Origin of the sequence: Cyanobium sp. Aljojuca 7A6, from assembly GCF_024346455.1 — a bacterium.
Taxonomy (GTDB): Bacteria; Cyanobacteriota; Cyanobacteriia; order PCC-6307; family Cyanobiaceae; genus Cyanobium.
The window spans coordinates 1-25,905 of the sequence record NZ_JAGQCY010000001.1; the positions used below are offsets into that span (position 1 = coordinate 1).

Sequence of the window (25,905 nt, forward strand, 5' to 3'; positions counted from 1 at the left end):
GAACGCACTGTTGCCGGCCTACCTGCGGATCTATAACGGCTGCAGGTGCCACATGGCCCTCGGTGGCCTCACCCCCCAGCAGCGGCTCGCTGAGCTGCAGGCATGAACAACCTGGTGGGAAAGCACACCTAGAGGATCTGCTCAGCTGAAGCCACATCAGGGAGGGTGAAAGGGACGGGGGTCTTGATGAACTACAGGAAGGCCGCCTGGGGCAGGGGCCGGCTCAGCAGGTAGCCCTGAACCTCATCGCAGCCGAGGTCGCGCAGCAGGGCCAGCTGCTCGGGGGTTTCGACCCCCTCGGCGATTGTGCGCATGCCCATCGAGCGAGCCAGGTTGATGATCGTCACCACGATCGCGCGATCATCTTCGCTGGACACCAGATCGCGGATGAAGGATTGGTCGATCTTGAGCCGATGGGCATGGATCTTCTTCAGGTAGCTCAGGGAGGAATAGCCGGTGCCGAAGTCATCGATGGCCAGTCGGATGCCAAGGGCGTAAAGCTGCTCCATCTGGGCCAGGGCCTTCTCCGGATCCGCGAGCGTCACCGACTCGGTAAGCTCCAACTCCAATTGGTCGGGCGGGAACCCTTCCGCGTCAAGCTCTTCGATCACCATGCTGACGAGATCCCCATGGTCGAACTGCAGCGCAGAGATATTGACCGAGACGGTCAAAGGGGTTGATCCAAGCTCCATCCAGGCGCTGGCATCCTGGAGGGCCACGCACATCACCCATTGGCTGATCGGCAAGATCAGACCACACATTTCGGCCAGGGGAATGAATTCGGCAGGCGATACCGGACCCAGCTTGGAATGGGTCCAGCGGACCAGGGCTTCGGCCCCGAAGATGCGGTTGCTACTGAGCTCGAACTGGGGTTGGTATTCCACGCTGAGTTCTCCACGCTGGATGGCCTGGTGCAGGGCATTGGTGAGCTGCAGGGCGCGGATACTCCTTTCCTGAACGTTGGGTGTGAAGAACTGGAGGCCGTTGCGGCCGGCGATCTTGACCTGATGGAGTGCCATGTTGGCGTTGCTCATCAGTTGCTCGGGTGTGGTGCCATCGTCGGGGAACATCGCAATGCCCACCGAAGCGGTTAGGTAGAGGGGTTCCGCGCCGAGGCTGAAGGCCATGGCAACCAATGTCCGCAACCGTTCCGTCATCGCCAGGGTGGCCGTGGTGTCCGAATCGGGCAGCACCACCACGAATTCGTCGCCACCGGTGTGGGCCAGAGTGTCGGCGTCCGCCAGGTTGGCCTTCAGGCGCTTGGCCATCTCCAGCAGCACCCGGTCGCCGATGGCATGGCCCAGGTTGTCGTTGACGTGCTTGAAGTTGTCGAGATCGAGAACCAGCAGGGCCAGGGGCAGGTTGGAACGCCTGGCCACCTCAAGGCCGTTGCGGATCCGATCCTGCAGCAGGGTGCGGTTGGCCAGGCCGGTAAGGGGGTCGAAAAAGGCCAGCCGCTCAATCTGCTCCTTGGCGAACTTGCGTTCGGTGATGTCACGGGTCACCCCGTGGAGCTCCACCCGGCCGGTGCGTTTGTTGCGCACCATCTTGGTGACCGATTCGGTCCAGACCCTCGAGCCGTCCTTGCTCAGGAGTTCGGTCTCGTCGATCGAGACGATGTCGCTGCTGCGCAATCCGGCGCTGAACTGGGCCAGCTCTTGGCTGATCTGCCCTTTCAGCCGCTCGGCGGCCTCCCCACCCAAGGCCTCACCGAACGGCCTGGCCATCACCTCCTCGGCCGTGAATCCCTGCAGCCGCAGCACGGAGGGGCTCACATACAGGTAGCGAAGCGTTTCGGGATCCAACGACCAGATCACTTCGTGGGTGGACTCGGTGATCTCCCGAAACTTCTCCTCGCTGACCTTGACCGCGTCCTCGAGCGCCACGTGGGCGGCCTCGAGGCTGAGCCGATCGAGGGCGACATCGATGTCACCGACCATGTCGAGCAGCAACTGCTGGCTCTTGACATCGAAACTGTCGGTTTCATTGGCGTAGATCCCCAGACCTCCGATCACGACGCCGTCGCGATGCAGGGGCAGGAAGGCGGCAGCCCCCCAGCCGTAGGGGATTGCCTGCTCGTGCCAGGGGACGCACGAGGCCTCCGTCATGAAATCACTGATCCAGCAGGGGTGGTTGTCCCGCAGGGCAATCGCAAAGGGGCCTTGTCCCTTCGGGTCTTCCGGATCGAGGTTGATCTCCAATCCAGCCAGATAGGCGCTGTCGTTGCCGAACCAGGCCACCGGCCTGATGCGGCGGCTGAGCGGTTCGATCATCCCCACCCAGGCCAGTCGCATCTCCCCCGACGTGACCGCCAGGCGGCAGATCTGCGCCAGCATCTCCTCAGAGTCCCCAACACTGGCCACCACTTTGTTGGCGGCACTCAAGGTGGCGTAAAGGCGATTAAGGCGCAGAATCCCGGCTTCGTGATGTTTGCGCTCGGTGATGTCCCGGCAGAGCATCAGGTAGCGGGGGCCATTCCCGTTCTGCGGTTCCCGACGGGCTATCGAGAGCTCGAACCAGACGGCGCCCCCGGGCTTGGCCACCTCGATCTGCTGCCTCGGGGACCTGCCGTTCGCCGCGGCCTGCCCCAGCGCCGCCTTCATCTTGTCGGCGGCGGCGGGAGCAAGCACATCCTCCAATCGACTCAGCACCTCGGATTTCTCGGGCAGGTGGAACAGCCCCCGTTCGGCACTGTGGATCGCCAGGATCTCGCCGGCATCGGAGAGTTCGACCAGGGGATCGGGAATGGCGTTGATGGTGGCATTGAGGTCCATCTGGACCCTTTCCAGCTCCGCGGTCCGCCGCCGCACCACCACCTGCACGCTGCCCACCCAGAGGGCGATCAGGCCCACCACGGCCAGCACGCTGGCTACCAGAACTGAGGTCTCCGGCCCGGACGTCGAGGTGGCGATCACGGGCACCGAAGGGCATCGCCGCCGCTGCCGTCACTCCTGTGACGTCTCATTGGGAGAACTGGCCGAGGTCAATGTGAAAACTTAGTAAGGATGTCCGGATCGATCCCGCTTCTGCCCCGGATCCGCTGCACCAATTCCAGACTGTTGCGTGGATCCAGCAACTGTTGCGAGGATCGGGCCGCTGCCACCATCGGCCTGAGAGAATCCGCCCCAACCCTCAGGACCCCATGACCTCGGCGGTGAGCACGGCTTTCGACTTCACCGCCTACCTGGAGGCGGCACGCTGGCGCGTGGAGGCCGCTCTGGAGAGCTCCCTGGGCCCGGAGCGCCCGGAGTCCCTGCGAGAGGCGATGCGCTACTCGCTGCTCGCCGGCGGCAAACGCCTGCGGCCGATCCTCACCCTGGCGGCCTGTGAGCTGGCCGGCGGTGACGCGGAGCTGGCCATGCCGACGGCGGTGGCCATGGAAATGATTCACACCATGTCGCTCATCCATGACGACCTGCCCGCCATGGACAACGACGACCTGCGCCGCGGCCGGCCGACCAACCACAAGGTGTACGGCGAGGCCAAGGCGATCCTGGCGGGCGATGCCCTGCTGACCCGAGCGTTCGAGATGGTGGCGCTGCGCAGTCCGGGAGTGCCGCCCGAACGACTCCTGCAGGTGGTGGGTGAGCTGGCCCTGGCCTCCGGTGCCCCTGGTCTGGTGGGCGGCCAGGTGGTGGACCTGGAGTCCGAGGCCCGGCTGGTCGATCTCGACACCCTCGAGTACATCCACCTGCACAAGACCGGCGCCCTGCTGCGGGCCTGCGTGATCTGCGGCGCCCTGATCGCCGGGGCCTCCGAGGAGCTGCTGGCGTCCCTGCGCACCTACGCCCGCGGCATCGGCCTGGCCTTCCAGATCATCGACGACATCCTGGATGTCACGGCCAGCAGCGATGTGCTCGGCAAGACGGCGGGCAAGGATCTGGCCGCCGACAAGACCACCTACCCCAAACTGCTGGGCCTGGAGGAATCCCGCCGCCGCGCCGATGCCCTGGTGAGCGAAGCCAAGGCGGTGCTCGACCCCTGGACCACCCAGGCCGCGCCCCTTCTGGCCCTGGCCGATTACATCACCAGTCGCGACCGATGAGCGAAGCCGTCGGCGCGCTCGAGGCCCTGGGTGAACTCCTGGCCAATGGTGTGCTCGCCTGGGGATTGGTCGCGTGCGGCATGGCCCAGCTCTCCAAACTGGTGATCGAACTGGTGCTGCATCGCCGTTGGCGGCCGGCGGTGCTGGTCGAGACCGGCGGCATGCCTTCGAGCCACTCCGCCCTGATGACCGGCACCGCGGCGGGCCTGGGCTGGGAACTGGGCTTCGCCGATCCCCTGTTCGCCCTGGCGGCCGTGCTCTGCTTCGTTGTCCTCTATGACGCCAGCGGCGTCCGCCGCGCCGCCGGACTCACGGCCCGGCGGGTGAACGGCCTCCCCGACGGCCTCTGGGACACCCAGGCTGGGGCTGGCGACAGCAGCACTGACCCCGTGCTCCTTCCCCTGAAGGAGAATCTGGGCCACACCCGCAGCGAGGTGCTGGTCGGCAGCCTGATGGGCCCCCTGGTGGCCCTGCCGGGCCTGGCCCTGCTGGGATCGCCCTGGCAGATCGCCCTTCAGGCCGGTTGGTTGCCGCTGGGGTGAGCGATCTCCCCGGCCTGAGCGACGACCAGCAGAACGCCGCCGCGGCCTTTGCCGCCTGGCTGTCGGCCCCCGCCGACGGCCAGGCGTTCGTGCTGGAGGGCTTTGCCGGCACCGGCAAGACGTTCCTGTCGATGCGCTTCCTGGCCCAGGCGGAGAGGGCCGGCCTCTGCTGGACCGTGGTCGCCCCCACCCACAAGGCGGTGGGCGTTCTGCGCCATCACCTTGCCCTGGCGGGCCTGCAACCCACCTGGTTCCCCTCCACCATTCACAGGCTGCTGCGGCTCAAGCTGAAGCGGGAAGGGGATCGGGAGCGTTGCGAGGAAACCACACAAACCGCCCTGGCCCTCGAGAACCTTGGACTGGTGCTGGTCGACGAGGCCTCCATGGTGGATGGCAGCCTGCTGGACATCACCCTCCGCTGCGCCCAGGCCTCCCGCACCCGCCTGGTGTTCGTGGGGGATCCGGCCCAGTTGCCACCGGTAGGGGAGGAGCAGAGTCCGGTGTTTGCCATGGCCCGGGCGCAGCGGGTGGCCCTGACCCATGTGGTTCGCCATCAGGGCCCGGTGCTGCGACTGGCCGGCGGCCTGCGGGAAGGCCACCTGCCCTGCCGCCGGCCCCCTGTGCTGGCCCCGATCCGCAGCAGCTCCGGCCGGGTGTCGCTGCTGGGGCGGGACGACTGGCTGGCCGCTGCCCAGGAGGGTTTGCGCCGCAGCGCCGCCGAAGGGGATCCCGACCTGGCCCGGATCCTCTGCTACACCAACCGATCCCTGGAGCGGCTGGTGCCGATCGCCCGCCGCGCCCTGCATGGCGCCATGGCGGACCAGCTGCCCGTGCTCCCCGGTGAGGTGCTCATCACACGCACGGCCGTGATGGCACCGGCCTGCCGCGAGGGGGACGCCGCCGCCGAGGAGCCGGACCTGCTGCTGGGCAGCAACCGGGAGCTGGTGGTGCGCGATGTGCGCCCGGACCGCTGTGATCTGGCCGATTTCGGTGTGGAGGCCTGCCTCGGCGCCCCCGTGATCGACACCCTCACCGCCACCGTGGAGGCAGGGGAGGCCCAGCTGAACCTGCGGCTGCTGCCGCCCCTGGGCAGCGGTCCACGCGCCAGCCTGGATGGGGTGATGGAGGGGCTACGGCAGCAGGCCCGTGAGGCGGGCAAAAAAGATGGCACGCCCTTCTGGCGCCGCTACTTCCTGGTGCGCGACGCCTTCGCCTCCCTGGGACCGGCGGCCGTGCTCACCGTCCACCGCAGCCAGGGCAGCACCTTCGGCGAGGTCTTCATCGACGAGGACGTCTTCTGGCCCCGGGACCTGCGGCTGCGTCAGCGGCTGGTCTATGTGGCCGTGAGCCGGGCCAGCCAGGCGGTGACCCTGATGGCCGGGGCCGGTGATGCTGCCGAACGGGAGCACTGGGGACACTGGCTGCGGGAGGCCGACGCTGGCGCAGCCGCCCCGTGAAGTGGCGCTGACGCGTGCCCACCGCCTACCCTCTGGTCGTTGTTTCCTGACGGGACCCCCTCCCCTGAATCCTCTGCTTGCCATGCCGCCGCCTCTCGCGGAGCCGACGCGTGTGCTGGGTACCAGCCAACCGGAGAGCAAGGACTCAGCCAACCCTCCCGGGACCAGGGAATCCGATGGCGGCGGGGAGCTGGGCAGTGACGTAGGGGCCCTGCTGATCGCAGGTGTAGTGGCGGGAGTTGTGGTGCTGGTGCGGCGCTGGCTGAGGCTGCGCTCTCGGCCCCCGGTGCCGGGACTACCACGGGAGCGGGTGTTGCCGTTCTCGCGCCACGGCACCCTCCACGACCCCAAGTATCTCGGCCGGATTCTCGAGGCTGAGGACCCACCGGCCGGTCCCTGATCTCAACCGGCCCGCAGCCCCTCGATCCCCTGGGAGCCGAGGTAGGCGGCCAGGCCGAAGCAGACGGCGGCCACGATCAGCTCAGCGTTGGCAAACAACCAGCCCTTTCCTGCCTGCAGCACGGGCAGCAGGCGTTCCTGGCCTACCAGCGCCAGCCCCGCCAGGGGCAGCAGCAGCAGCACGCCGGTGAAGAGGCTGAAGACGCCAGTGATGAGCACTTCCCTGGGCCGGCTCAGCCCCGCCTCCAACAGGCTGGCGGCGGTCTTGGCGTAAAGGAAAAGATCGTCGGGGCTCGACACCTGCACGGCGGCACTGAGGCCGAGCAGCAGCGGCAGGGGCAGGGCGCAGAAACCATCCAGTCGGCGGGTCCAGCCGGGAGGTCCACCCTCCTGGCGACTGCCCAGCAGACCCTTGAGGCCCAGCGCCAGCAGCCCCCCCGCGCCCAGCAGGTCGAGGCCGGTGCGCTGATCGGTGCCCTGCTCCATGGTGAGCAACAGACCATGGCCCACGCCCAGCAGCAGGGCCATGGCCGCCGCAGAGGTGAGCAGCCACCCCAGCACGAACAAGCTGCCCCGACGCAGTGGGCTGGGGCCCACCAGGATCAGCAGCAGCAGGCCGATGTGCAACGGGCTGAAGCTGATCGCCAGGCCGAAGCCGAACAATTCGCGCCAGAGGCTGGTGGTCGGCATTGCGATGGTCTCTGACGCTCCATTGTCCGGTGCCGTCCTGCCCAGGCCAAGGGGTTGTTGGGGCGGCACCAGAAGGGGGTGGCGTCAGAGTGGCGGTTGGTTGCATGCCCGTCACGATGGCCCGTCTCCAGGAAGCCCTGCGCTCGCTTCGCACCCTGCGGCTGCTGGGGGACATCGGCCGCAGCGGTGGATCCCTGACCAGCGTGGCCGATCTGGTCGACAATTTCGCCGGCAGCCAGCAGATGGCCCTCTGCCTCGAGCGCTTCCTCGCCCTGCCCGGTGGCCCGGAGCTGCTGGAGGAGGCGCCACCGCCCCTGCAGCTGGATCTGGAGTCCCTGGCGCAGCTGCCGCGGGGGACCCTGGGCCACAGCGTCGCCGGGGTGCTGCTGCGGCTCGGCTACGACCCGGACTTCGCCCGGCCCCGGCCTGTGGCAACGCCGGAGCAGTGGCTGATCCAGCGCCTCGCCACCACCCATGACATCCACCATGTGGTGAGCGGTTTCGCCACCGTCGGTGAAGGGGAGAACGGGGTGCTGGCGATCACGGCCGTGCAGATCGGTTTCCCCGCCTTCGTCATCCTCAACACCGCCGCAGCCTTCGGCAGTTTCCGCTTCCAACCCGAGCGCTACGCCCTGGTGAGCCAGGCGATCGCCCGCGGCATGGCCATCGGTCTGGCGAGCGCCCCCTTCTGCGTGCAGCGCTGGGAAGAGGGCTGGGATCGGCCCCTGGCCGACTGGCGGCGGGAGCTGGGCGTGCTGGATCCTCTGCAGGACGAGCCCTACGCCTTGCGGCGGATGCTGGACGATCTGGACGCGGAACTCTGAGCGTTCAGCGACTTCGGGCGGCCCGGGCGTTCAGGTGCGGATCTCGAACCAGTCGGTGCCAGCCACCGCCACCTGGGCGCTGGTGACCCCGCTGACATGGGCGCCCTGGGGCCCCTTCTCGCACCAGAGCCGCAGTTCCACCAGCCGATCGGGAAGCCCCTCCGCCTCCAGTTCCACCGAACCGTCGGAGCGGTTGCGCACCCAGCCACTGAGGCCAAGATCAATGGCCTTCTGGCGACAGCCCACCCGGTAGCCCACCCCCTGCACCAGCCCCCGCACGTTCATGCGCCAGCGTTCCTGGGGGGTGGCAGTCACCCGGAGAGCGGGCTGAACGAAACGGCGTTCATCGGCAGCGGCACGGCGCTGGCGGCGGCTCTCGCCAGTCTCGAGGGAATCGCCGGGCATCCAGCCCAGTGGAGGTGCAGCCAGCTGGCGTGAACGTTCGGGGCGGTCCATCCTTCGCTCCTTGCTGGTGTTCCCCAGCCATCAAGTTGCCACAGTCCCTCCCCGCCTGACAACTCATCACCGATGGGCGGTTGGGGCAACAGCTGCCAGCGGTGGAACTCATGGCCGCAGAGAGCTTCACCGCGGCGCACCAGCAGCCCATCGGCACCCGGCAGGGCCTGGCGGTAGCCGAGGCTGAGCACTCCCCGGCGGGCGCTGAAAGGGAGCAGTCCGGCCATGGGGTGAGCAATCCCGTCGGCATCCTCCAGCTCCCGGCCCAGCAGCAGCAAGCCACCGCATTCGGCCACGATCGGCAGACCGGCACGAGCCGCGGCGCTGAGGGATCCCAGGCTGCGGCGGCTGGTCGCCAGCTGGGCGGCATGCAGCTCGGGATAGCCCCCGGGTAGCAACAGCGCGCGGCAGTTCTCCGGCAGGGGCTCGTCGGCCAGGGGACTCCAGGGCACTGGCCGCAGGCCGCAGGCCGCGAGCAGCTCCTGGGCTTCGGGGTAACGGAAGTGGAAGGCCGCATCGGTGGCGATCGCCACAGGCAGCGGGCCGGAGGCGGTGGGCGGCGCCGGCGGAGTCTGTTCCAGGCACCAGCGAATCGGATCCAGCTGTTCCGGCCGGCCGGCCGGCGGCGCCAGCAGGGGCCAGAGACGGGACAGATCGAGGTGCTCTTCGGCCAGCCGGGCCCAGATCCGCTGGCGCTCGCCCAGGTCGCCCAGTTCGCCCGGGGTGAGCAGGCCCAGGTGGCGGGAGGGCAGTTCCAGGCTGGGATGGCTGGGCAGCACCCCCAGCAGGGGAACTTCGATGGCCTCGAGGGCTTCGGCGAGCAGGCGGTGGTGCCGGTCGCTGCCGACCCGGTTGAGCACCACCCCGGCCAGGGCCACCCGAGGGGGGCCGTGGTCACGGAAACCGCGCACCAGGGCCGCCAGGCTGCCGGCCTGACGCGAAGCCTCCACCACCAGCACCACCGGCAGCCCCAGCAGATCCGCCACGGCGGCGGAGCTGCCCTCACTGCCGGAGCCACGGCCATCGAACAGACCCATGACCCCCTCCACCAGCACCCGCTCGGCCCGGCCGCCATGCCAGCGGTAGCTGCGCCGCACCCACTCCTCGCCGCAGAGCAGGGTATCGAGGTTGCGGCAGGGGCGGCCCGCCACGGCCCCCAGCAACTGGGGGTCGAGGTAGTCGGGCCCCACCTTGAAGGGCTGGAGGCTCTCCCCCCGCGCCCGGGCCACGGCCGCCAGGGTGAGGCTCAGCAGGGTCTTGCCGCTGCCGCTGCAGGGGGCGGCGATCAGGCAGCTCATGCGATCGGATCGGGACGGCGATGACGCGCCGCCGGATGGGAGAGCGCTTCAGCCTGGCAGCAGGGTGGCCGCCAGGGGCACGGCCGCCGCCAGCAGCGGAGAGGTGGAATCGTGGCCGCCGGACAGCAGGCGGGCCATTTCCATCTCCTCGCTCTCCTCGGGCAGGGGCACCACCCCCTCGGCCAGTTCCATGCTCGCCATGCCCCCCGACTCCAGACGCATGCAGCCCCCCGACTCCGAGCAGAGGATCACGCACAGGGGTGGCCTGCTCACCGGTTCGCAGATCAGCCGCATGCCGACGATGGCGCCTGGGTGGGTCTTGGGCACCCCCATGGGCACGGGCATCAGGGTGAACTGGACCGCCACCCCGTCGGTGCGCTCGAACTCTGCGGTGATTCCCGAGCCGGGCCCATCGACCTCCACCAGATAGCTGCTCACCAGGTGCCAACCCAGGCGATCGGCGACCCAGGCCGCCAGCAGCAGGCCCTTGACCGGGTGGTCCCCCTCCACGTCGATGTCGAGCTGCACCACATGGCCGAGGGCATCCCGACGGGACGGGGGGTCGAACACCATGGCCAGGGACTCGCGCCAGGTGCGCAGCCGCAGCCAGTTGAGATCGTTGACAGCCTGGCCGGAGCTGATCCGGGCCAGCATCAGGTCGAGGCAGCGGCGCGGCTCCCCGAGGGAACTGTCGATCACCAGCCGCCGCGGCACCGGCGCCAGGGCCTCCAGCATCTCGGAGGGTTCATCCAGGCTGCTGTTCCACCACACCCAGCAGGGCAGGGTGTCATCGATGAGGGTCTGGAACAGGTCGAGGCTCTGCTGCAGCGCTCCCATGCCGCCGCGCAGCACCACCACATCCCCGCAGGCGGCGCCAGCACCGCCCTCCTCCGGCAACGGGCAGTAGGCGGCCACGAGGGTCTCGAGGGGATGGCCGGGGTCGAGGGTGGGGGCCAGGGTGATCAGCCGCCGTGGCATGTGGGCACTGATGGCGCTTTCCACGAACTGGCCACGCAGGTCCTGGCTCTTGTGGTCGCCATCCTTCTGGCCGATGGCCCAGGCCAGCCGGGGATCCATCGGGGCCGTGCTCAGGGGCAGGTCGGTGTCCGGCAGGGCCAGCCGGGCCGCCTCGAGAAGCTCCTGGCGCAGCAGACCTGTGATCGGGCCATCCACCCGGCCGATACGCACCATCTGCTGCTCCAGCCAGGACGGCTCCCACACCACCAGGGTGAAGGTGGAAGCCCCGATGGATCCCTCCAGATCATGGGTCCAGAGGCGTTGAAGATAGGGATGGACCTCCTCGGGCGGCAGATCGAGGGGAGCCTGGAGGGTGAGCTGGGGAGCCATGGGGGCGCGGAAGGGTCGGAGATCGCTGGTCGGCGGAAATGGATCGGACGTGGGGGCCTGGGGCCGTTCGTCAGGGGCGGCGCCAGCTCAGGCCGTCCTCGGCCAGGAGGCCGTCGGCGGCGGCCGGACCCCAGGTGCGGGCTTCATAGGGGTGAACCGGTAGCTGCCAGGGGGATTCCTCGATCAGGGCCAGCAGCGGGGTGTAGAGCCGCCAGGCCGCTTCCACTTCGTCGCTGCGGGTGAACAGGGTGGGGTCTCCCAGCATGGCGTCGGCGAGCAGCCGGACGTAGCCCTCATCGGAAGGTTCCCCGAAGGATTCGTCGTAGCTGAAGGCCATGTCGACGGGCCGGCTGCGCATCCCCGAACCCGGCGCCTTGACCTCGAACTTGAACTCGGCGCCCTCATCGGGCTGGATGCGCAGGATCAGCTGGTTGGGGGTGGGGGCGCCACCGGCGGCGTCGAAGAGATGCACCGGGGCCTCGCGGAAGGTGAGCACCACTTCGCTGAGGCGCTTCGGCAGACGCTTGCCAGTGCGCAGATAGAAGGGGACCCCCTGCCAGCGCCAGTTGTTGATGGCCACCTTCATGGCCACGTAGGTCTCGGTGGTGCTGTTGGGGTTCACCCCGGGCTCCTGGCGGTAGCCGGGCAGGGGCTTGGCCAGGCTGCCGCCGGCGGCGTACTGGCCGCGCACACAGCACTTCCAGGCCTCCTCCTCATTGGCCAGGCGGGCCGACTGCAGCACCTTGGCCTTCTCGTTGCGGATCGCCTCCGGATCGAAGCGGCCGGGGGCTTCCATCGCCGTCAGGGCCAGGATCTGGGTGAGGTGGTTCTGCACCATGTCCCGCAGGGCGCCGGAGGATTCGTAGTAGCCGGCCCGTTCCTCCACCCCTACGGTTTCGGCCGCCGTGATCTGGACGCTGGAGATGTAGTTGCGGTTCCAGATCGGCTCGAAGATCGTGTTGGCGAAGCGCAACACCAGGATGTTCTGGACCGTTTCCTTGCCCAGGTAATGGTCGATGCGGAACACCTGGCTTTCCTTGGCGCAGGCCTGCACCACCTTGTTGAGGGCCTGGGCGCTGGCGTAATCACGGCCGAAGGGTTTCTCGATCACCACCCGGCTGCGCTCGGGATCGGCCAGCAGGCCCGCCCCGGCCAGGGCACGGCAGCCGCTGCCGTAGAACTCGGGCGACACCGAGAGGTAGAAGGTGCGGTTGCCGCGGGTGGCCCGCAACCGGTCGATGCCCTCCAGCCGCTGGCCGAGGCGCACCAGGTGCTCGGGCTGCTGCAGATCCACCGGCTCGTAGAAAAGACCCTGGGCGAACTGCTCCCAGGCGCTGCGATGGGCGGCGATTTCCTCCGCCAGCGCGGCGCCCATCTTGTCGCGAAACTCCTCGTCGCTCCAGGGTCGCCGGGCGCAGCCGAGCACGGCGAATTCGCTCGGCAAGCGGCGCTGGCGGAACAGCTCGAACAGGGCCGGGATCAGCTTGCGGTGGGTGAGATCGCCGCTGGCCCCGAAGATGACGATGCACTGGGGCGAGATCACCCGCTCCTGGCGCAGACCCACCCGCAGGGGATTGGTGAGGATGGCGGTCATGGGGAGGGCGTCCGGTCACCCTGGTTTAACGGCTGCTCCGGCATCCCGCTGCATCGCCGCCGCAGGGAGCCTGCCGGTGTGTGCATTCTCGGATCGTCGGCCATGAAAAAGGCCCGCTGGAAGCGGGCCTTGAAGCGGTTGGGGAGTCTGGTTGGCCGCTGGGGTCAGTAGGTCTCCACGTGCCAGCGGTCAGCCTTCTTGAGCTGGGGCCGCAGCTCGCTCCAGTTGAGGTCCTTGGCGGCGGCGGCGGCGGTCATGGCCTCGTCGATGCCGGGCTCCATGCCGCGCAGACCGCACATGTAGACGTGCGTCTTGGGATCTTCGATCAGGGAGAAGATCTCATCGGCATGCTCGGTGACCCGGTCCTGGATGTACATGCGCCCGCCACTGGGGTTCTGCTCCTCGCGGCTGATCGCCTTGGTGTAGCGGAAGTTCTCCGGGAACTCGGCCAGGTAGCGCTGCAGGTCGTCTTCGTAGAGCAGGTTGGGGGTCTTGGGCACGCCCATGATCAGCCAGGCCTTGCCACGGAACTGGTAGTCGGGGTTCTTGGCGCGCTCGGTCGGTTCGAACATGCGGCGCAGGTAGGCCCGCATCGGGGCGATGCCCGTGCCGGTGGCCAGCATGATCACGTTGGCCTCCTCATCGGCGGGAAGAAGCATCTCCTTGCCCACCGGGCCGGTGATCTTCACCTTGGCCCCCGGTTCGATGTCGCACAGGAAAGTGGAGCAGACGCCGTTGATGATGCTGCCGTCCTTCTCGTACTGGAGCTGGCGGACGCAGAGGGAGACCGTGCCGCCCTCGCAGTTGTCGCCATGGCGGGTGCTGGCAATGGAATAGAGGCGCAGCTTGTGGGGCTTGCCGTTGGCGTCCTCGCCATCGGGAATGATGCCGATGCTCTGGCCTTCGACGTAGTGCAGGTTGCCTTCGGAGAGGTCGAAGGTGATGTGGTTCACACGGCCGATGGCTCCCTCCGTCAGGAGGCTGTAGTTGCCGATGACCGTGCCGATGAAGGGGTCCTTGGGCTTGTAGAGGTTGACCGGGACGTCGGCGTGGCTCACGGGGGCTTTCCTGGCGGGGGTGGTAGAGGCGGCCGGGGCTTCGGAGCCGGCGTCGGTGGAGGGAGCCTGGGTCGCGGACCCGGCCGGGAGCTCCTCGGCGTTGATGGCTCGGATCTGACCACCCTGAAGGGCAATGGTCTGCATCAGTCGCTGCAGTTGGCCGAACGGCACGGTGAGACGTCGTTCCGCCCGCCGCTGCAGACCGACGCCGAAGCCTTCAACGACAACCGTGAACATGCGGCCGTCGGACTGGGTGGCCTTGCCGGTGGAAACGCGCATACGGACGACGGTGCCGAAAATCGGCCCGATCATAGAGAACACGCCTCAGACCCATCGGTGTGCCTTCTTTGACCGGAAAGCGGAAACACGGGCTAGTTTGTGTTTCGACGCACCCTTGCCGGTGCCGTCCGCTGCCTCCTTCCCCCAAGCCCCGAGCGAGCTCCGATCCGTCTTGGCACAGCTTCTGGCGTTGTTTCCCAGCCCCGTGACCCTCCCGTCCCCCGAGGCCATGGTCGCCAGAGAGGCCTGTTGTGCCCTCGACACGATCCAGCAGGAGATGGAACGATTGCCCCAGGGCACCCGTCGTCTGGCGGTGCAGCTGCGCCTCAACCTTGCTCCCGAGTGGATCTGGTCGGTCCTCACCGACTACGACCACCTCGATCAGTTCATCCCCAACCTGGCCAGTTCCCGCCAGCTCTGGCGTCGCGGCAACCAGGTGGCCCTGGAGCAGGTGGGCACCCAGCAGTTCTGCGGCCTGCGCTTCAGTGCCCGCGTGCAGCTGGAGCTCAATGAAGAGCCTGACCAGGGCTGCCTCGCCTTCCGCATGCTGGAGGGCGATTTCCGCTGCTTCCAGGGCCTCTGGCAGGTGGGTGTCGACGACACCAGCACCTGGCTCCTCTACGACCTCACGGTGCAGGGCAAACCGGGCATGCCGATCGGTCTGATCGAGCAGCGTCTCAAGGAGGACCTGGCCAGCAATCTCCGTGGCGTGCAGCGGGAAGCCCAGCGGCGCTTCGAAGCGGGCTGAAATCCTTCGCGGCACAAGGCCGAGAGTTGGGCATGAAGGCTTAGCCGCCAACGTGATTGGCTGCCCATCGGGAAACGGATGACCCCGCGGTCCAAAGCATCACCGCCTCGGACCCGGAACCGATGCATACCCCCAAGGGGATTCGAACCCCTGTCGCCTCCGTGAAAGGGAGGTGTCCTAGGCCTCTAGACGATGGGGGCGAGGCCACAGCCGGCTTGCGGCCGATCTGATGTGATGGACGCTACGGGCCAGAGGGACCCTTCGTCAAGGAAGGCCAGTGGCGGCGGACGGTTCGCTGGCAGCGCGCACCGGCTCTGGGGAGCTCTGGCCGGTCCAGACCGGCACCGTGAAGTTGAAGCAGGCGCCCTCACCGGGTTCGGATACCACCCAGATGCGGCCCCCATGCACCTCGGCGATGCGGCGGCACACGGAGAGCCCAACGCCAAAGCCGGAGGTGGTGCCGGAGGTCTGGGGCAGACGCACCCGGTCCTGGAAGATGCGGTGCTGCTCCTGGCGGGGAATGCCCGGGCCGCTGTCGCAAATGCTCACCTGCACCCACTGGCTGGTGCGGTGCATGAGGCTGAGGCTCACCTTGCCGCCATCGGGGGTGAACTTCAGGGCGTTCTCCAACAGATTGAGCAGCACCTGGCGCATGCGCCGCTGGTCGGCATGGACATCGGGCAGGTCGGAGGGGATGTCGGTGACCAGCTGCAACCCCCGACCCAGCCAGAGCTTCTCCAACTCCAGGATCGCTTCGGCCGCCACCTGGCTCAGGTCGAGGCGCTGGGGATTGAACATGGCCTCCCAGCGGGTGGTGCCCACCTCCAGCAGGTCCCTGGAGAGGGCCTCAATGTCGTCGAGCCTGCGGTTGAGCACGTCGCGGAAGCGGCTCTCGTCGATCTGGCCCAGGGCGTGGCTCTGCAGGGCCAGCTTGGCGGCGGTGAGAGGGGTGCGCAGCTCATGGGCCACCATGCGCAGCAAGCGTTCCTGGACCCCGAGCCGCTCGATCAGGGTTTCGTTCTCCTGTCGCAGCACCAGCAGCTGGTCCTCAAGCTGCACCTCCCGCTGGCTGCGGCTGCCGTCGATCTCCGCCGGCCTCAGGCTGAGCCCCAGGCTGGTGACCACCTCCATCTGCTGCCAGCGGGGTAGCCAGGTGCGCAGCTGCACTGCCAGGGTGTTGCCCGCGAAGACCTGCTTCGGCAGGGGGTCGAGCTTGATCAGGGCCGGGGTAGCCACCAGCCGGTGCAGTTCGAGCAGCTCGGGATGGTCGGCGGGATCGGCCACCTGAAGCGACACCTTGCAGGTGCACTCCTCGGAGTTGAGGAAACCCAGCAAGGCACGAAGGTCGGCCGATGCCATGTGGTGGTGGGCGGCCACCAGGAGCAACTTCAGCGGTTTCTGGGGCTCACCGCCGGCCGCGCTGGCCTCAGCGGTGGCGACCGGCACCGCCGACATCGGGAACTCGGACTCCCCCAAGACCGGCAACGGCAGGCATGCGGCAATGCACCCAACCTTATGGGGTTCTGGGCACAACCCCGTGAACCTCGCTAGGACTTCAGGCAACGACTGTCTGTGCCGGGGTGGGCCAGCTATGACCACACCAAGACAGCCGGGCCTTGCCAGCGGGGGGCCCGTGCAGAGCCGTATCCGCCTCGACACCAGCGTGCGGCGCTGGTTTGCCCGCAACCTGGGCCTGTGGCGCTCGCGCCGCACCTACTTCTTCACCGAGGACGACGCGGTGCTGCGCGTCGACATGAACCTGCGCATCGAGGTCCACAGCGAATTGGTGGACGGGGATGAGGGCTACCGGTTCACCTGGTGGGCGGAGGGGCATCAGCCCTTCTTTGAGAGCAAACCCGACTACAGACCCGAGGGCACCATGGAGGCCTGGCTGTGCGGCCACCAGTTGCGGCGCAGCTGCGGCTATCTGGCGGGGGCCCCCACCGTCAGCCAGATCCGCCAGATCGATGAACACACCATGGCGTTCCAGTCCCACTACGACGATTGGGAGGTGCTGGAGCAGATCCGCCTGGTGGATGGGGACAACTACCGCTCCCGCTCGATCCATACCTGGCGCCACGGCAGCCTCGAACTGGTGGAGCTCCACCACGAGATCCGGCTGGAGCCAGCGGGAGAGCCGATCGGTTAATCGCTGTCAGCGCCTTGGCCACGGCGCCAGGGCCGCCTCGCGGAGCGGTCTCTGTGGCGGGTGTGGCAGCCGCTGCGATGCATCACGATGGAGGTTCACGGATTCCTACCCCTTTGTCTCTCCTGCTTCGCCGCACCCGGCCGCTGCTGGCAGCACCCCTGCTGGCCATGCCGTTGCTGCTGGCTCCCGTGGCAGCCCACGCCGCACCCGCCACCGCCGCTGAGATGGGTCTCTACACCCGCATCGGCGCCGTCAACGTCTGCATCTCCCGCGCCGCCGGTATCGACTTCGAGAAATCGGTGGGCATTGCCGGAGAAACCATCGCCCAGCTGATTCTCGGCCAGCACAAGGGCGAAATCCAACAGGTGGGCACCAAAGCCCTCTCCATCGAGGAGTTGCGCCGCGGTGCCATCAACTCGGCTGTGCTTGGAGCGGCCGAGATCTGCCCCAAGGAGGTCCCGGCCGACGTGATGAAGAAGGTTCAGGACGCCATCAAGCAGCAGGGCGCCGCCAAGCCAGCCCCCAAGTGAGTCTCTGATGGCTGTCGTGCACCTCGCCGACTACCGGCCCGCTCCCTACCGTCTCGAGCGCACCGATCTGACGGTGCGCCTGTTCGACGACCACGCCCTGGTGGAGGCGCGACTGGCGTTCCTCCCCGGGCCTGGCGCCGAAGCGCCGCAAGGAGCCATTGCACCGCTGGAGTTGAGGGGTGTGGATCTGGAGCTTCGCTCCCTGCACCTCGATGGCCTACCCCTGCCCGCCGAGGCCATCCAGCTGGAGCACGACCGCCTGCTGCTGCTGCAGCCGCCCCAGCGGCCCTTCGTGATCACCAGCGAGGTGTGGCTCGATCCGCGGGCCAACACCAGCCTCGAAGGGCTCTACGTCAGTGGGGGGATGGTCACCACCCAGTGCGAGGCGGAGGGGTTCCGCCGCATCACCTACCACCCGGATCGCCCCGACCTGCTCAGCCGCTTCCGGGTGCGGATCGAGGCTGACCGGGACAGCTGCCCGGTGCTGCTCTCCAACGGCAACGGCGTCGAGAGCGGGGACCTGCCGCCCGGACCCGACGGGGCCGCGCGCCACTACGCCGTCTGGGACGACCCCTTCCCCAAGCCCTCCTACCTGTTCGCCCTGGTGGCGGGCCGGCTGGAGGAGGTGCGCGACACGTTCGTCACCGCCGACGGCCGCACCGTGCAGCTGCGCCTGCACGTGGAGCCGGGCGATGCCCCCTTCACCGCCCACGCCATGGCGTCGCTGAAGCGGGCGATGGCATGGGACGAGCGCGTCTACGGCCTGACCTACGACCTCGACGAGTACAACATCGTCGCGGTGCGCCACTTCAACATGGGCGCGATGGAGAACAAGAGCCTCAACATCTTCAACTCCAAGCTGGTGCTCGCCGACGCCGCCACGGCCACCGATGCTGAGCTGGAGCGCATCGAAAGTGTGATCGCCCATGAATATTTCCATAACTGGACGGGCAACCGCATCACCTGCCGCGATTGGTTCCAGCTGTCCCTGAAGGAGGGGCTCACCGTCTTCCGGGATCAGAGCTTCTCGGCCGATCTGCATGGCCATGCCCTGAACCGGATCGAGAACGTGGCGATGCTGCGTAACACCCAGTTCCGGGAAGATGCGGGGCCGACGGCCCACCCGGTGCAACCGGATCAGTACCAGGCGATCGACAATTTCTATACCACTACGATCTACGAAAAGGGCTCGGAGGTGATCCGGGTGCTGCACACCCTGCTGGGGGAGGAAACCTTCCAGCGGGGCATGGCGCTGTATGTGGAGCGCCACGACGGCACCGCTGCCACCTGCGAGGACTTTGTTCAGGCGATGCAGGACGCGGCCGGCGAAGTGGACGACAGCTGCCGCCTGCCACCCTTCGATTTCGTCCAGTTCCGCCGCTGGTACCACCAGGCGGGCACGCCGGTGCTGCACGTCCGGCGCCGCTGGAACAAGGCGGCCGGAATCCTGGAGCTGTACGTGCGCCAGGCGACCCCCTCCACCCCCGGCCAACCCCAGAAGCAGCCCCTGGTGATCCCGCTGGCCGTGGGACTGGTGAGCCAGGCCGGCCAGCCCCTGCCGATGCGGCTGGTGGCCGAAGACCCCGACCACGGCGCCGCTCCTCTGCTGCCACGGCGCTGGGGGGCGGGCACCCGCCTGCTGCTGATCGATCAGGAGGAGCAGTGCTTTCGCTTTGAGGGACTGCCGGCCCAGGCACCGCCGCCGGCCCTGTCCCTGCTGCGCCAGTTCTCGGCACCGGTGAAGGTGGAGCTGGGGCGGCCCTCCAGCGAGCTGGTGCACCTGCTGGCCGCCGACAGCGACCCCTTCTCCCGCTGGGACGCCGGCCAGCTGCTGCTGCGCCGGGCCGTGCTGCGCCGGGCCGCCGGCCGGGTCGACGCGGTCCTGGAAGAGGCGCTGATCGCCGCCTTCGAGCGGATCCTGGCCGATCCCTCCCTGTCGGAGGCCAGCCGCAGCGTGCTCCTGGCCCTGCCGGGGCTGGCCGAACTGGAGGATGCCGCGCCACAGCCCGACCCTCCGGCCCTGTTCGCAGCCCTGCAGGCCCTGCGTTGCCGCTTCGGGGAGGCCCTGGCCGAACCGCTGCAGCGGGCGCTGCAGCGCTGCAGCGCCCAATGGTCCCTGGCCTGGCCGGAGGGGGTGGGCGACCGGATGCTGACAGCTTCGATCTGGAGCTGGCGCGTGGCCGCCGGCGACGCTGCGGTGATCGCCGCGGCACGGGCCGCGGTGGATGGCCCGTCGATGACCCTGGCCCGGGCAGGCCTGCGGGCGCTGCAGGATCACCCGATCGCGGCCCGCCAGCAGGCGATGGAGGCCTTCTATGCCCGCTGGGAGCACAAGCCGGTGATCCTCGATTCCTGGTTCGCCCTGGAGGCCGCCGCCCCGTTCGCCGATGGCCTGGAGCGGGTGCAGCGGCTGCTCGACCACCCCCGCTTCGATCCGGCGGCACCCAATTCGGTGCGGGCGGTGCTGGGGGGACTGGCGGGCAATCCGCCGGTGTTCCATGCCACCGATGGCAGCGGCTACCGCTTCATGGCCGACAAGATCGCCGCTCTCGATCGCCGCAATCCGATCACGGCCTCACGCATGGCCAAGGTGTTCAGCCGCTGGCAGAGCTACGGCGCCGGAAGGCGGGAGCGGATGCAGGAAGCTCTCGAACAGCTGGCGGCAGCGGAGCTCTCCACCAACACCAGGGAAGTGGTGGGGCAGTGCCTGGGCGGACCGGTGCAGAGCACCTAGGGGCGTGGCGGAGGCTGGATCCTTGGGGCTGCACCGCTCCCGGTTCCGAACACCTCCTTGTTGAGGCGGCGGAAAGCGGCCTGGCGGAAAGCCGCGCCCTCGGGCCCCGCATACTGCCCCCAGAGCCCCTCCCAGTAGAAGAAGATCACCCCATGACCCCGGGCGGCGGAAAGGCGAACCTTCTGCTCGAGGATGGTCATATCGGGGGTGCGGCCGCCGAAGCCGGAGAGGATGCCGATCTCCACGGGCATGCCCCAGCGACGGGCCTTGACCAGGGCCGGCTGGTCGAGGTCGCGGGCGAATCCCTTGACCGAATAGGCGTAGTTCTGCACGATCAGGTCGTCGACCAGTTCGCCCAGGGCCCAGAGCTCCCAGTCCTGCAGCCAGTGGTTGTAGGCGAAACGAAAGGGGCCGGGCGACAGGCTGATCACCGTGCGGCGCGGGCCGCCCACGGTCTGCATGGTGCTGCGCAGTTCCCGCAGCAGGGCGGTGAGCCGCTGGCGGCGCCATTTCATCCAGTAGCGATCGTTGAAGTTGGCGGGCGGCTCCCGGCCGGTGTCCGCCAGGTAGAGGGCGCGGGTGTAGCGGTCGTAGCCCAGCTCCACCGGCCAGGCGAAGTGGTCGTCGAGCTGGATGCCGTCGACGCCGCAGCGCTGGACGATCTCGCTGATCAGACCGATGAAGCGGGCCCGCACCCCCGGATGGGCCGGATTCAGCCACACCCGCAGGTCCTTGAGCGGGGAGGTCTTGAGGTTGGCGCCGTGCATGGCGTAAAGCGCACTGCCATCGGCGCGGCGCAGCACCCACTCGGGGTTCCGCTGCACAACCTCGGCATCGGCCGGCTCCATCAGGCCGTACTCGAACCAGGGGATCACCTGCATGCCACGGCGGTGGGCCGCCTTGGTGAAGCGGCAGATGGGGTCGAGGCCGGGGTTGGAGCGGGCCAGGGCCGGCTCCAGCGGTGCCCAGCGACTGCGGTGGAAAGTGGCCCCCCGGCTCCAGACGTTGGGGTAAAGGGTGTTGAAGCCGGCGGCATCGAGCTGGCCCACGGCGGCCTCGATGCGGTTGGCGTCGTAATAGAGGGGGCTGGGGCTGTTGGTGAGCCAGACCCCCACCCGTCGCTCAAAGCCTCCTGGCAGGCGGCCCTGGGCGCCGGCCGGCCGGGGAGCTCCCACCGTCAGGGCCAGCAGGGCCGTGACGAGCACGGTGAGCGGCACCGGCAGATGGCGCTTGAGATGGGCGAAGCGCTTGAGCGGCACCCGCTGGACGGGTGGTTCGGGAGCGGTCATGGCGGTGCCGCTCAGCGGAACATCGAGCTGACCGAGCTCTCCTGGTGGATCCGCCAGATCGTTTCCCCCAGCATGTTGGCGATCGAGAGCACCCGCAGCTGGGGAAAGTGCAGATCGGGGGGCAGGGGGATGCTGTTGGTCACCACCACCTCCTCGAACAGGCCCGGGGTGGAGAGCCGCTCAAAGGCGGGAGGGGAGAACACGGCGTGGGTGGCGCAGGCCAGCACCCGGGCCGCCCCCCGCGCCCGCAGCAACTGGGCGCCCTGGAAAATGGTGCCGCCAGTGTCGATCATGTCGTCGATCAGGATCGCGGTCTTGCCGACCACATCACCGATGACGGTGAGGCTTTCGGCCACGTTGTGGCCGGAGCGGCGCTTGTCGATGATGGCCAGGGGGGCATCCTTCATCTGCTTGGCGAAGGCCCGGGCCCGGGCCACACCGCCGACGTCGGGGGAGACCACCACCACCTCACCCAGATCCCTGGTGGCGAGGTAGTCGACCAGGACCGGCGAGCCGTAGATGTGGTCGCAGGGGATGTCGAAGTAGCCCTGGATCTGGGAGGAGTGCAGGTCCATGGCCAGCACCCGCTCGACCCCGGACTTGACCAGCAGGTTGGCGACCAGCTTGGCCGTGATCGATTCCCGTCCCGCCGTCTTGCGGTCGGCCCGGGCATAGCCGTAGTAGGGGATGACGGCCGTGATCTGGCGCGCCGAGGCCCGCCGGCAGGCATCCACCATGATCAAGAGCTCCATCAGGTGATCGTTCACCGGAGCACAGGTGGGCTGGATCAGGAAGACGTCGCAACCGCGGATCGACTCCTGGATCTGAATGTAGAGCTCGCCATCGGCGAAGCGCTTGATCACCCTCGGGCCGTCGGGCACGCCGAGGTAGGCGCCGATTTCCCGCGCCAGGTCGGGATTGGCGTTGCCGCAGAACAACCGCAACCGGCGAGGGTCGTGGCTGGTGAGGGGCGGCTGCCCGCTCTGCTCCACCCGTTCAGCGGTTGAGAAAGTGGACAAGGGCGCAGGCGGCGATGCTTCGCAGCACGATGGTAGAAGCGTGCCGGCCCGGACAGTGCAAACAACCATGTCGGTTTCAGGGACCGAAACGAAGCGCCACGGCGGCCTGCTGCTGGTGGGGTTGGGGTTGCGCCGTGAGCTCGAGGGTCTGGCGCCCCTGGCGGCGCGGCTGGCTGCTGCCGAAGCCATGGCCCTGCGGCAGCTGGCCAGGGCCAAGGATCCCGATGCCAGCCTGGCGGCCCTGACGAACGAAGCCACGGGCCCATGGCTGGCCGCCCTGCCCCTGGATCCGGGCCTGCCGCTGGCGCGGGGTGGTAGCTGGGCCGAGGCCCTCGGCGCCTGGCGCCAACCCTGTCTCCTGGTGATGCGGGGGGAGCAGATGGCCACGGGATTGCCGGCGGCCGGCGCCGCCCTGCTGGCGCAATGGCGAGTGCCCCTGGCCGGCCTGGTGCAGATGGGCGGCGACTGGCAGCCCCTGAAGCGCCGCCGCGATGGCCTGCCCTGGCTGGGTTGGCTGCCTGATGCTGGCGAGGCGAGCGGCGAGGGGGAGGCCGCGATGGCGGCGCTGCAACAGGTGCTGCGCAGCCGCTGGCGGGTGCTGCAGGCGGCCTAGGCCCCAGGCATGGCACGCCTAGCCCGGCTCACTCCCCGAGGGCCTCGGCCACGGCGCGCTGGAACACCGCTTCCTCGGGGGTCACGCCGGTCCACTGCTCAAAGATCTGCATGGCCAGCTGCACCAACATTTCCACGCCATCCACCACTGGGCAGCCGCGGCTGCGCGCCGTGGCCAGGAACGGGGTGATGCGGGGGTTGGTGATCACATCCACCACCACGCAGGCCGGATCCACCGTGTCCCAGCGGATGGGCACCGGCTCCGGCTCCGGCGCGCAGCCCAGGTGGGTGGCGTTCATCAGCAGGGTGGTGCCCGCCGGCACCAGCACCTCCCCCTGCCACGCCTGCCACACCGCCGGCACACCGGCGGCGCGGGTGACCGTGCCCGCCACCTCCTGGCCCTGCTCCTGGCGCCGGGTGATGAGGGTGAGGTGGGCCGCACCGGCCCAGGCCATCTCCACCGCCATCGCCCGACCGGCACCGCCCGCCCCGAGCATCGCCACCCGCTTCCCGGCCAGGGGCGCCAGCTTCTCGATCGCCTTCACCACCCCTTTGCCGTCGTTGTTGTGGCCGATGAGGCGTCCCGCCTCGATCGTGAGGTAGTTGGCGGCACCGATGGCACGCACGTCGTCATCGACGGCATCCAGCAGCGGCATCACCGCCACCTTGTAGGGCACAGTGATCGCCATGCCGCGGTAGCCCAGGGGCACCAGGGCCCGCACCGCCAGGGCAAGATCCGCCGCGCTGGCGATGTCGTTCTTCCAGAACTGCCAGCACAGCCCGTGGTGGGCATACACCGCATCGAACATCCGATCGATCGGGTTCTCAGCCACAGGATGGCCGAGCATGCCGGTCATCTGCTTCTGGGGAGGGATCACGGCAAGCCGGCGGCAGCCCCAAGGCTGGCAAGGGTGAGGCGTTGGGGTTGGCGGGGGACAACAAGGCGATACAACGTTCCAGCCCCGCGCCATGGGCGCCGAGAACCACCTTCAGGTGATGCCTCCTGCCCCCACCTTCAAACCCGCAGCGTGATCTGGCCAAGGATGGTGCTGGCGCCGGTGGCAATGAACTGAACCCCGATCGCCAGGGTGAACAGGCCCATCACCTTGATCAGCACCGTCATGCCCACGTGGCCCAGCATCTGGGTGAGGCGGGTGGCGAAGGTGAACATCAGGCCGATCAGGGTCGTCATCGCCAAGATCGCTGCGAATAGGGCGATGTGATTGCTGAGACTATGGGCACTGCTGGCGTACACCGTGATCGTCGACATCGTTCCGGCGCCGGTGGTGAGGGGCAGGGAGATCGGCACGATCGCTGATGATGTCATCTGCCCCACATCCATGTGCGACACATCGAAATTCTTCTCGTGTGAATCGCCCGGATCGCTGGCATTGAGCATGCTCAGGCCGCTGAAGCCCAGCAGCAGGCCGCCAGCGATCTGGAAAGCACTCACGCTGATGCCGAAGAACTTCAGCACCGCCGTGCCCAGGACGTAGGCGCCCAGCATGATCAGCAGGCTGGAGAAGGTGGTGATGCGAATCACCCGCCGCACCTGAACGGCCGGCACCCCCTGGCTCAGGGTGAGAAACGGCCCGATGGCAGGGAAGTTGTTGGCGACAGCGAACAATCCCAGCAGGTAATGCTGAAAGCTGCTGGGCAGCATCAGTTCGGGGGTGATGGCCATGGAGCCCAGCAGCTGACGGCCATCATCCCGGACACAGCCCGGAGCGCTATGGGGCCGCCGGCTCCTTCCACAGCGGTGGCGTGACGGCGGGATCCAGCTGGCGCAGTCCCTTGTGCTTCTCCTCGGCGGGCTTCAGCGGCAGGCTGGCGAACTGCACCGGCTGGCTGCCATCCAGCCCGGCCGCCAGCAGGCTGAGGGCCTCGCTCGGCGAGAGGTTGGTCTCCACCTTCGGCTGCAGCTGGCTCACCAGAAAGGGCAGCTTGGCGAGCCGTTCGGGCTGCACCATCCGCTCCCGCAGGCTGCTGGCCACCAGCTGCTGGTTGCTGCGCCGGCCGGTGTCGCCGAGCCATGGGTCGCGGAAGCGCACCAGCTGCTCCACCTTGGCGCCGCCCAGCTGCTGCAGGCCGGCCTCCAGGTCGATGGTCAGCTTCTGGGTCTTGTCGGTGTAGCTCATCCGCCGGGGCGGGCTCAGTTCCAGCCCCCCCAGGCCGTTGACCAGATCCCTCAGCGCCCCCCTCGAGAGCACCAGGTAGCGGTCGGGACTGGGGGGCTGCAGCCCCACCAGCTCCCGCACCGCATCGGCGGTGAGCGCCACGCCCCCGAGGCGGAACGCCTCACCGAGCCGTTTCGGGCCCTTCTGGCCGGGCAGGTTCACCGCCACTTCGGTGGGCAAGTTGAGCACCTGCAGGGGTCCCTCGGGATTGATGCGCACCAGCAGCAGGGCATCGGCGTTGGCCGGGCCGGCGGGGGCGGCGCCATTGCGCGGCGCGCCGATCCGCTCGGCATCGCTGCCGATCACCAGCAGGGTGATGGCCCGCGCCGGCTTGGCCGCCAGGCTGGCCGGGCCGACCTCGGGCGTGGGGGCCAGGGCCCGGTCCGGCATCGGCCAGAGCAGTCCCAGGGTGGCCATCCCCACCACGGCGCCGGCGGCGGTGATGCCGAGGCTCTTCAGCATCCGCCCGCTCAGCAGGGGCCGCTTCGGGGCCGGGGCCGCCACCGTGGACGTCGCCGTGGAGGTTCCGGTTCCGGGTGCCGGGGTTTCGGCGGGGCGGCGGGGCTTCCGGCGGGCGGGCATCGGGGCCGAAACGGAGAGGTGCTGGAGGGCACTCTGACGCAGGCGCCGCCCCCCCTTCGGTCCTGGCGCTATCAGG

23 protein-coding genes and 1 tRNA gene are annotated in these 25,905 nt (G+C 68.6%); 10 read left to right on the forward strand and 14 right to left on the reverse strand.

The window, feature by feature from the left end:
• Nucleotides 1–191: 191 nt before the first annotated feature.
• Nucleotides 192–2,915, reverse strand: a complete 2,724-nt coding sequence (locus tag KBY95_RS00005; protein ID WP_254962624.1) for an EAL domain-containing protein — start codon at nucleotides 2,913–2,915, stop codon at nucleotides 192–194.
• Between the two features lie 227 nt (nucleotides 2,916–3,142).
• Between KBY95_RS00005 and crtE the strand changes: the two genes are divergently transcribed.
• The 4 genes from crtE (at nucleotide 3,143) to KBY95_RS00025 (ending at nucleotide 6,444) form a co-directional block, all read left to right on the forward strand.
• Nucleotides 3,143–4,045 carry a geranylgeranyl diphosphate synthase CrtE gene (gene crtE / locus KBY95_RS00010; RefSeq protein WP_254962625.1) on the forward strand — a complete coding sequence of 301 codons (903 nt, stop codon included), beginning with the start codon at nucleotides 3,143–3,145 and terminating at the stop codon, nucleotides 4,043–4,045.
• Nucleotides 4,042–4,587 (forward strand): divergent PAP2 family protein, encoded by a 546-nt coding sequence (locus KBY95_RS00015; RefSeq protein WP_254962627.1) that lies wholly within the window; start codon nucleotides 4,042–4,044, stop codon nucleotides 4,585–4,587. Before crtE ends, KBY95_RS00015 begins: the two co-directional genes overlap by 4 nt.
• A complete protein-coding gene (locus tag KBY95_RS00020) occupies nucleotides 4,584–6,044 on the forward strand; it encodes an AAA family ATPase (RefSeq protein WP_254962628.1) in 1,461 nt (486 codons plus the stop codon). Before KBY95_RS00015 ends, KBY95_RS00020 begins: the two co-directional genes overlap by 4 nt.
• An 82-nt stretch (nucleotides 6,045–6,126) precedes the next feature.
• Nucleotides 6,127–6,444 carry a hypothetical protein gene (locus tag KBY95_RS00025; RefSeq protein ID WP_254962629.1) on the forward strand — a complete coding sequence of 106 codons (318 nt, stop codon included), beginning with the start codon at nucleotides 6,127–6,129 and terminating at the stop codon, nucleotides 6,442–6,444.
• Between the two features lie 2 nt (nucleotides 6,445–6,446).
• On the opposite strand, the gene KBY95_RS00030 is transcribed toward KBY95_RS00025, so the two are convergent.
• A complete protein-coding gene (locus KBY95_RS00030; protein ID WP_254962631.1) occupies nucleotides 6,447–7,133 on the reverse strand; it encodes a GAP family protein in 687 nt (228 codons plus the stop codon).
• 104 nt (nucleotides 7,134–7,237) lie between these two features.
• Between KBY95_RS00030 and KBY95_RS00035 the strand changes: the two genes are divergently transcribed.
• Nucleotides 7,238–7,957: a Coq4 family protein gene (locus KBY95_RS00035; protein ID WP_254962633.1), complete on the forward strand. Its 720-nt coding sequence runs from the start codon at nucleotides 7,238–7,240 to the stop codon at nucleotides 7,955–7,957.
• A 30-nt stretch (nucleotides 7,958–7,987) separates the two neighbouring features.
• Here the strand turns inward: KBY95_RS00035 and KBY95_RS00040 are convergent, their stop codons facing one another.
• The 5 genes from KBY95_RS00040 to petH form a co-directional block, all read right to left on the reverse strand.
• A complete protein-coding gene (locus KBY95_RS00040) occupies nucleotides 7,988–8,272 on the reverse strand; it encodes an acylphosphatase (protein ID WP_254962634.1) in 285 nt (94 codons plus the stop codon).
• On the reverse strand, nucleotides 8,269–9,711 hold the full coding sequence (locus KBY95_RS00045) for a cobyrinate a,c-diamide synthase (protein WP_254962636.1): 1,443 nt from the start codon (nucleotides 9,709–9,711) through the stop codon (nucleotides 8,269–8,271). Before KBY95_RS00045 ends, KBY95_RS00040 begins: the two co-directional genes overlap by 4 nt.
• Before the next feature lie 48 nt (nucleotides 9,712–9,759).
• The gene (locus KBY95_RS00050) at nucleotides 9,760–11,058 is read right to left on the reverse strand and encodes a glucose-6-phosphate dehydrogenase assembly protein OpcA (RefSeq protein ID WP_254962637.1); all 1,299 of its coding nucleotides are present in this window, start codon (nucleotides 11,056–11,058) and stop codon (nucleotides 9,760–9,762) included.
• A 70-nt stretch (nucleotides 11,059–11,128) separates the two neighbouring features.
• Nucleotides 11,129–12,652 (reverse strand): glucose-6-phosphate dehydrogenase, encoded by a 1,524-nt coding sequence (zwf, locus tag KBY95_RS00055; protein WP_254962638.1) that lies wholly within the window; start codon nucleotides 12,650–12,652, stop codon nucleotides 11,129–11,131.
• A 164-nt stretch (nucleotides 12,653–12,816) separates the two neighbouring features.
• On the reverse strand, nucleotides 12,817–13,989 hold the full coding sequence (petH, locus tag KBY95_RS00060) for a ferredoxin--NADP reductase (RefSeq protein ID WP_254962639.1): 1,173 nt from the start codon (nucleotides 13,987–13,989) through the stop codon (nucleotides 12,817–12,819).
• Nucleotides 13,990–14,218: 229 nt separating this feature from the next.
• Between petH and KBY95_RS00065 the strand changes: the two genes are divergently transcribed.
• The gene (locus KBY95_RS00065) at nucleotides 14,219–14,737 is read left to right on the forward strand and encodes an SRPBCC family protein (RefSeq protein WP_254962950.1); all 519 of its coding nucleotides are present in this window, start codon (nucleotides 14,219–14,221) and stop codon (nucleotides 14,735–14,737) included.
• Between the two features lie 127 nt (nucleotides 14,738–14,864).
• Here KBY95_RS00065 and KBY95_RS00070 read toward each other — a convergent pair.
• Nucleotides 14,865–14,937 (reverse strand) — tRNA-Glu (locus KBY95_RS00070).
• Between the two features lie 64 nt (nucleotides 14,938–15,001).
• Nucleotides 15,002–16,192: a histidine kinase gene (locus KBY95_RS00075; protein ID WP_254962951.1), complete on the reverse strand. Its 1,191-nt coding sequence runs from the start codon at nucleotides 16,190–16,192 to the stop codon at nucleotides 15,002–15,004.
• Between the two features lie 178 nt (nucleotides 16,193–16,370).
• Between KBY95_RS00075 and KBY95_RS00080 the strand changes: the two genes are divergently transcribed.
• The 3 genes from KBY95_RS00080 to pepN all read left to right on the forward strand — a co-directional run bounded on the left by KBY95_RS00080 (nucleotide 16,371) and on the right by pepN (nucleotide 20,150).
• Entirely contained in the window at nucleotides 16,371–16,886 is a 516-nt protein-coding gene (locus KBY95_RS00080; protein ID WP_315858871.1) for a hypothetical protein, read from the forward strand.
• A 113-nt stretch (nucleotides 16,887–16,999) separates the two neighbouring features.
• A complete protein-coding gene (locus KBY95_RS00085; RefSeq protein ID WP_254962642.1) occupies nucleotides 17,000–17,416 on the forward strand; it encodes a cAMP phosphodiesterase in 417 nt (138 codons plus the stop codon).
• A gap of 7 nt (nucleotides 17,417–17,423) precedes the next feature.
• Complete coding sequence (gene pepN, locus KBY95_RS00090) at nucleotides 17,424–20,150, forward strand: aminopeptidase N (RefSeq protein WP_254962644.1); 2,727 nt, start codon at nucleotides 17,424–17,426, stop codon at nucleotides 20,148–20,150.
• On the opposite strand, the gene KBY95_RS00095 is transcribed toward pepN, so the two are convergent.
• Nucleotides 20,147–21,439: a glycoside hydrolase family 10 protein gene (locus KBY95_RS00095; RefSeq protein ID WP_254962646.1), complete on the reverse strand. Its 1,293-nt coding sequence runs from the start codon at nucleotides 21,437–21,439 to the stop codon at nucleotides 20,147–20,149. The two genes, pepN and KBY95_RS00095, sit on opposite strands and share 4 nt — an antisense overlap.
• A gap of 11 nt (nucleotides 21,440–21,450) precedes the next feature.
• Nucleotides 21,451–22,458 carry a ribose-phosphate pyrophosphokinase gene (locus tag KBY95_RS00100; protein WP_254962647.1) on the reverse strand — a complete coding sequence of 336 codons (1,008 nt, stop codon included), beginning with the start codon at nucleotides 22,456–22,458 and terminating at the stop codon, nucleotides 21,451–21,453.
• Between the two features lie 67 nt (nucleotides 22,459–22,525).
• Here KBY95_RS00100 and KBY95_RS00105 point away from each other — a divergent pair, with 67 nt between their 5' ends.
• Nucleotides 22,526–23,071, forward strand: a complete 546-nt coding sequence (locus KBY95_RS00105) for a hypothetical protein (protein WP_254962648.1) — start codon at nucleotides 22,526–22,528, stop codon at nucleotides 23,069–23,071.
• 28 nt (nucleotides 23,072–23,099) lie between these two features.
• On the opposite strand, the gene KBY95_RS00110 is transcribed toward KBY95_RS00105, so the two are convergent.
• The 3 genes from KBY95_RS00110 to KBY95_RS00120 form a co-directional block, all read right to left on the reverse strand.
• Nucleotides 23,100–23,948 carry a shikimate dehydrogenase gene (locus KBY95_RS00110; RefSeq protein ID WP_254962649.1) on the reverse strand — a complete coding sequence of 283 codons (849 nt, stop codon included), beginning with the start codon at nucleotides 23,946–23,948 and terminating at the stop codon, nucleotides 23,100–23,102.
• Nucleotides 23,949–24,085: 137 nt separating this feature from the next.
• Nucleotides 24,086–24,754 (reverse strand): MarC family protein, encoded by a 669-nt coding sequence (locus tag KBY95_RS00115; protein WP_254962650.1) that lies wholly within the window; start codon nucleotides 24,752–24,754, stop codon nucleotides 24,086–24,088.
• A gap of 46 nt (nucleotides 24,755–24,800) precedes the next feature.
• Nucleotides 24,801–25,829: an LCP family protein gene (locus tag KBY95_RS00120; RefSeq protein ID WP_254962652.1), complete on the reverse strand. Its 1,029-nt coding sequence runs from the start codon at nucleotides 25,827–25,829 to the stop codon at nucleotides 24,801–24,803.
• Between the last annotated feature and the right edge of the window lie 76 nt (nucleotides 25,830–25,905).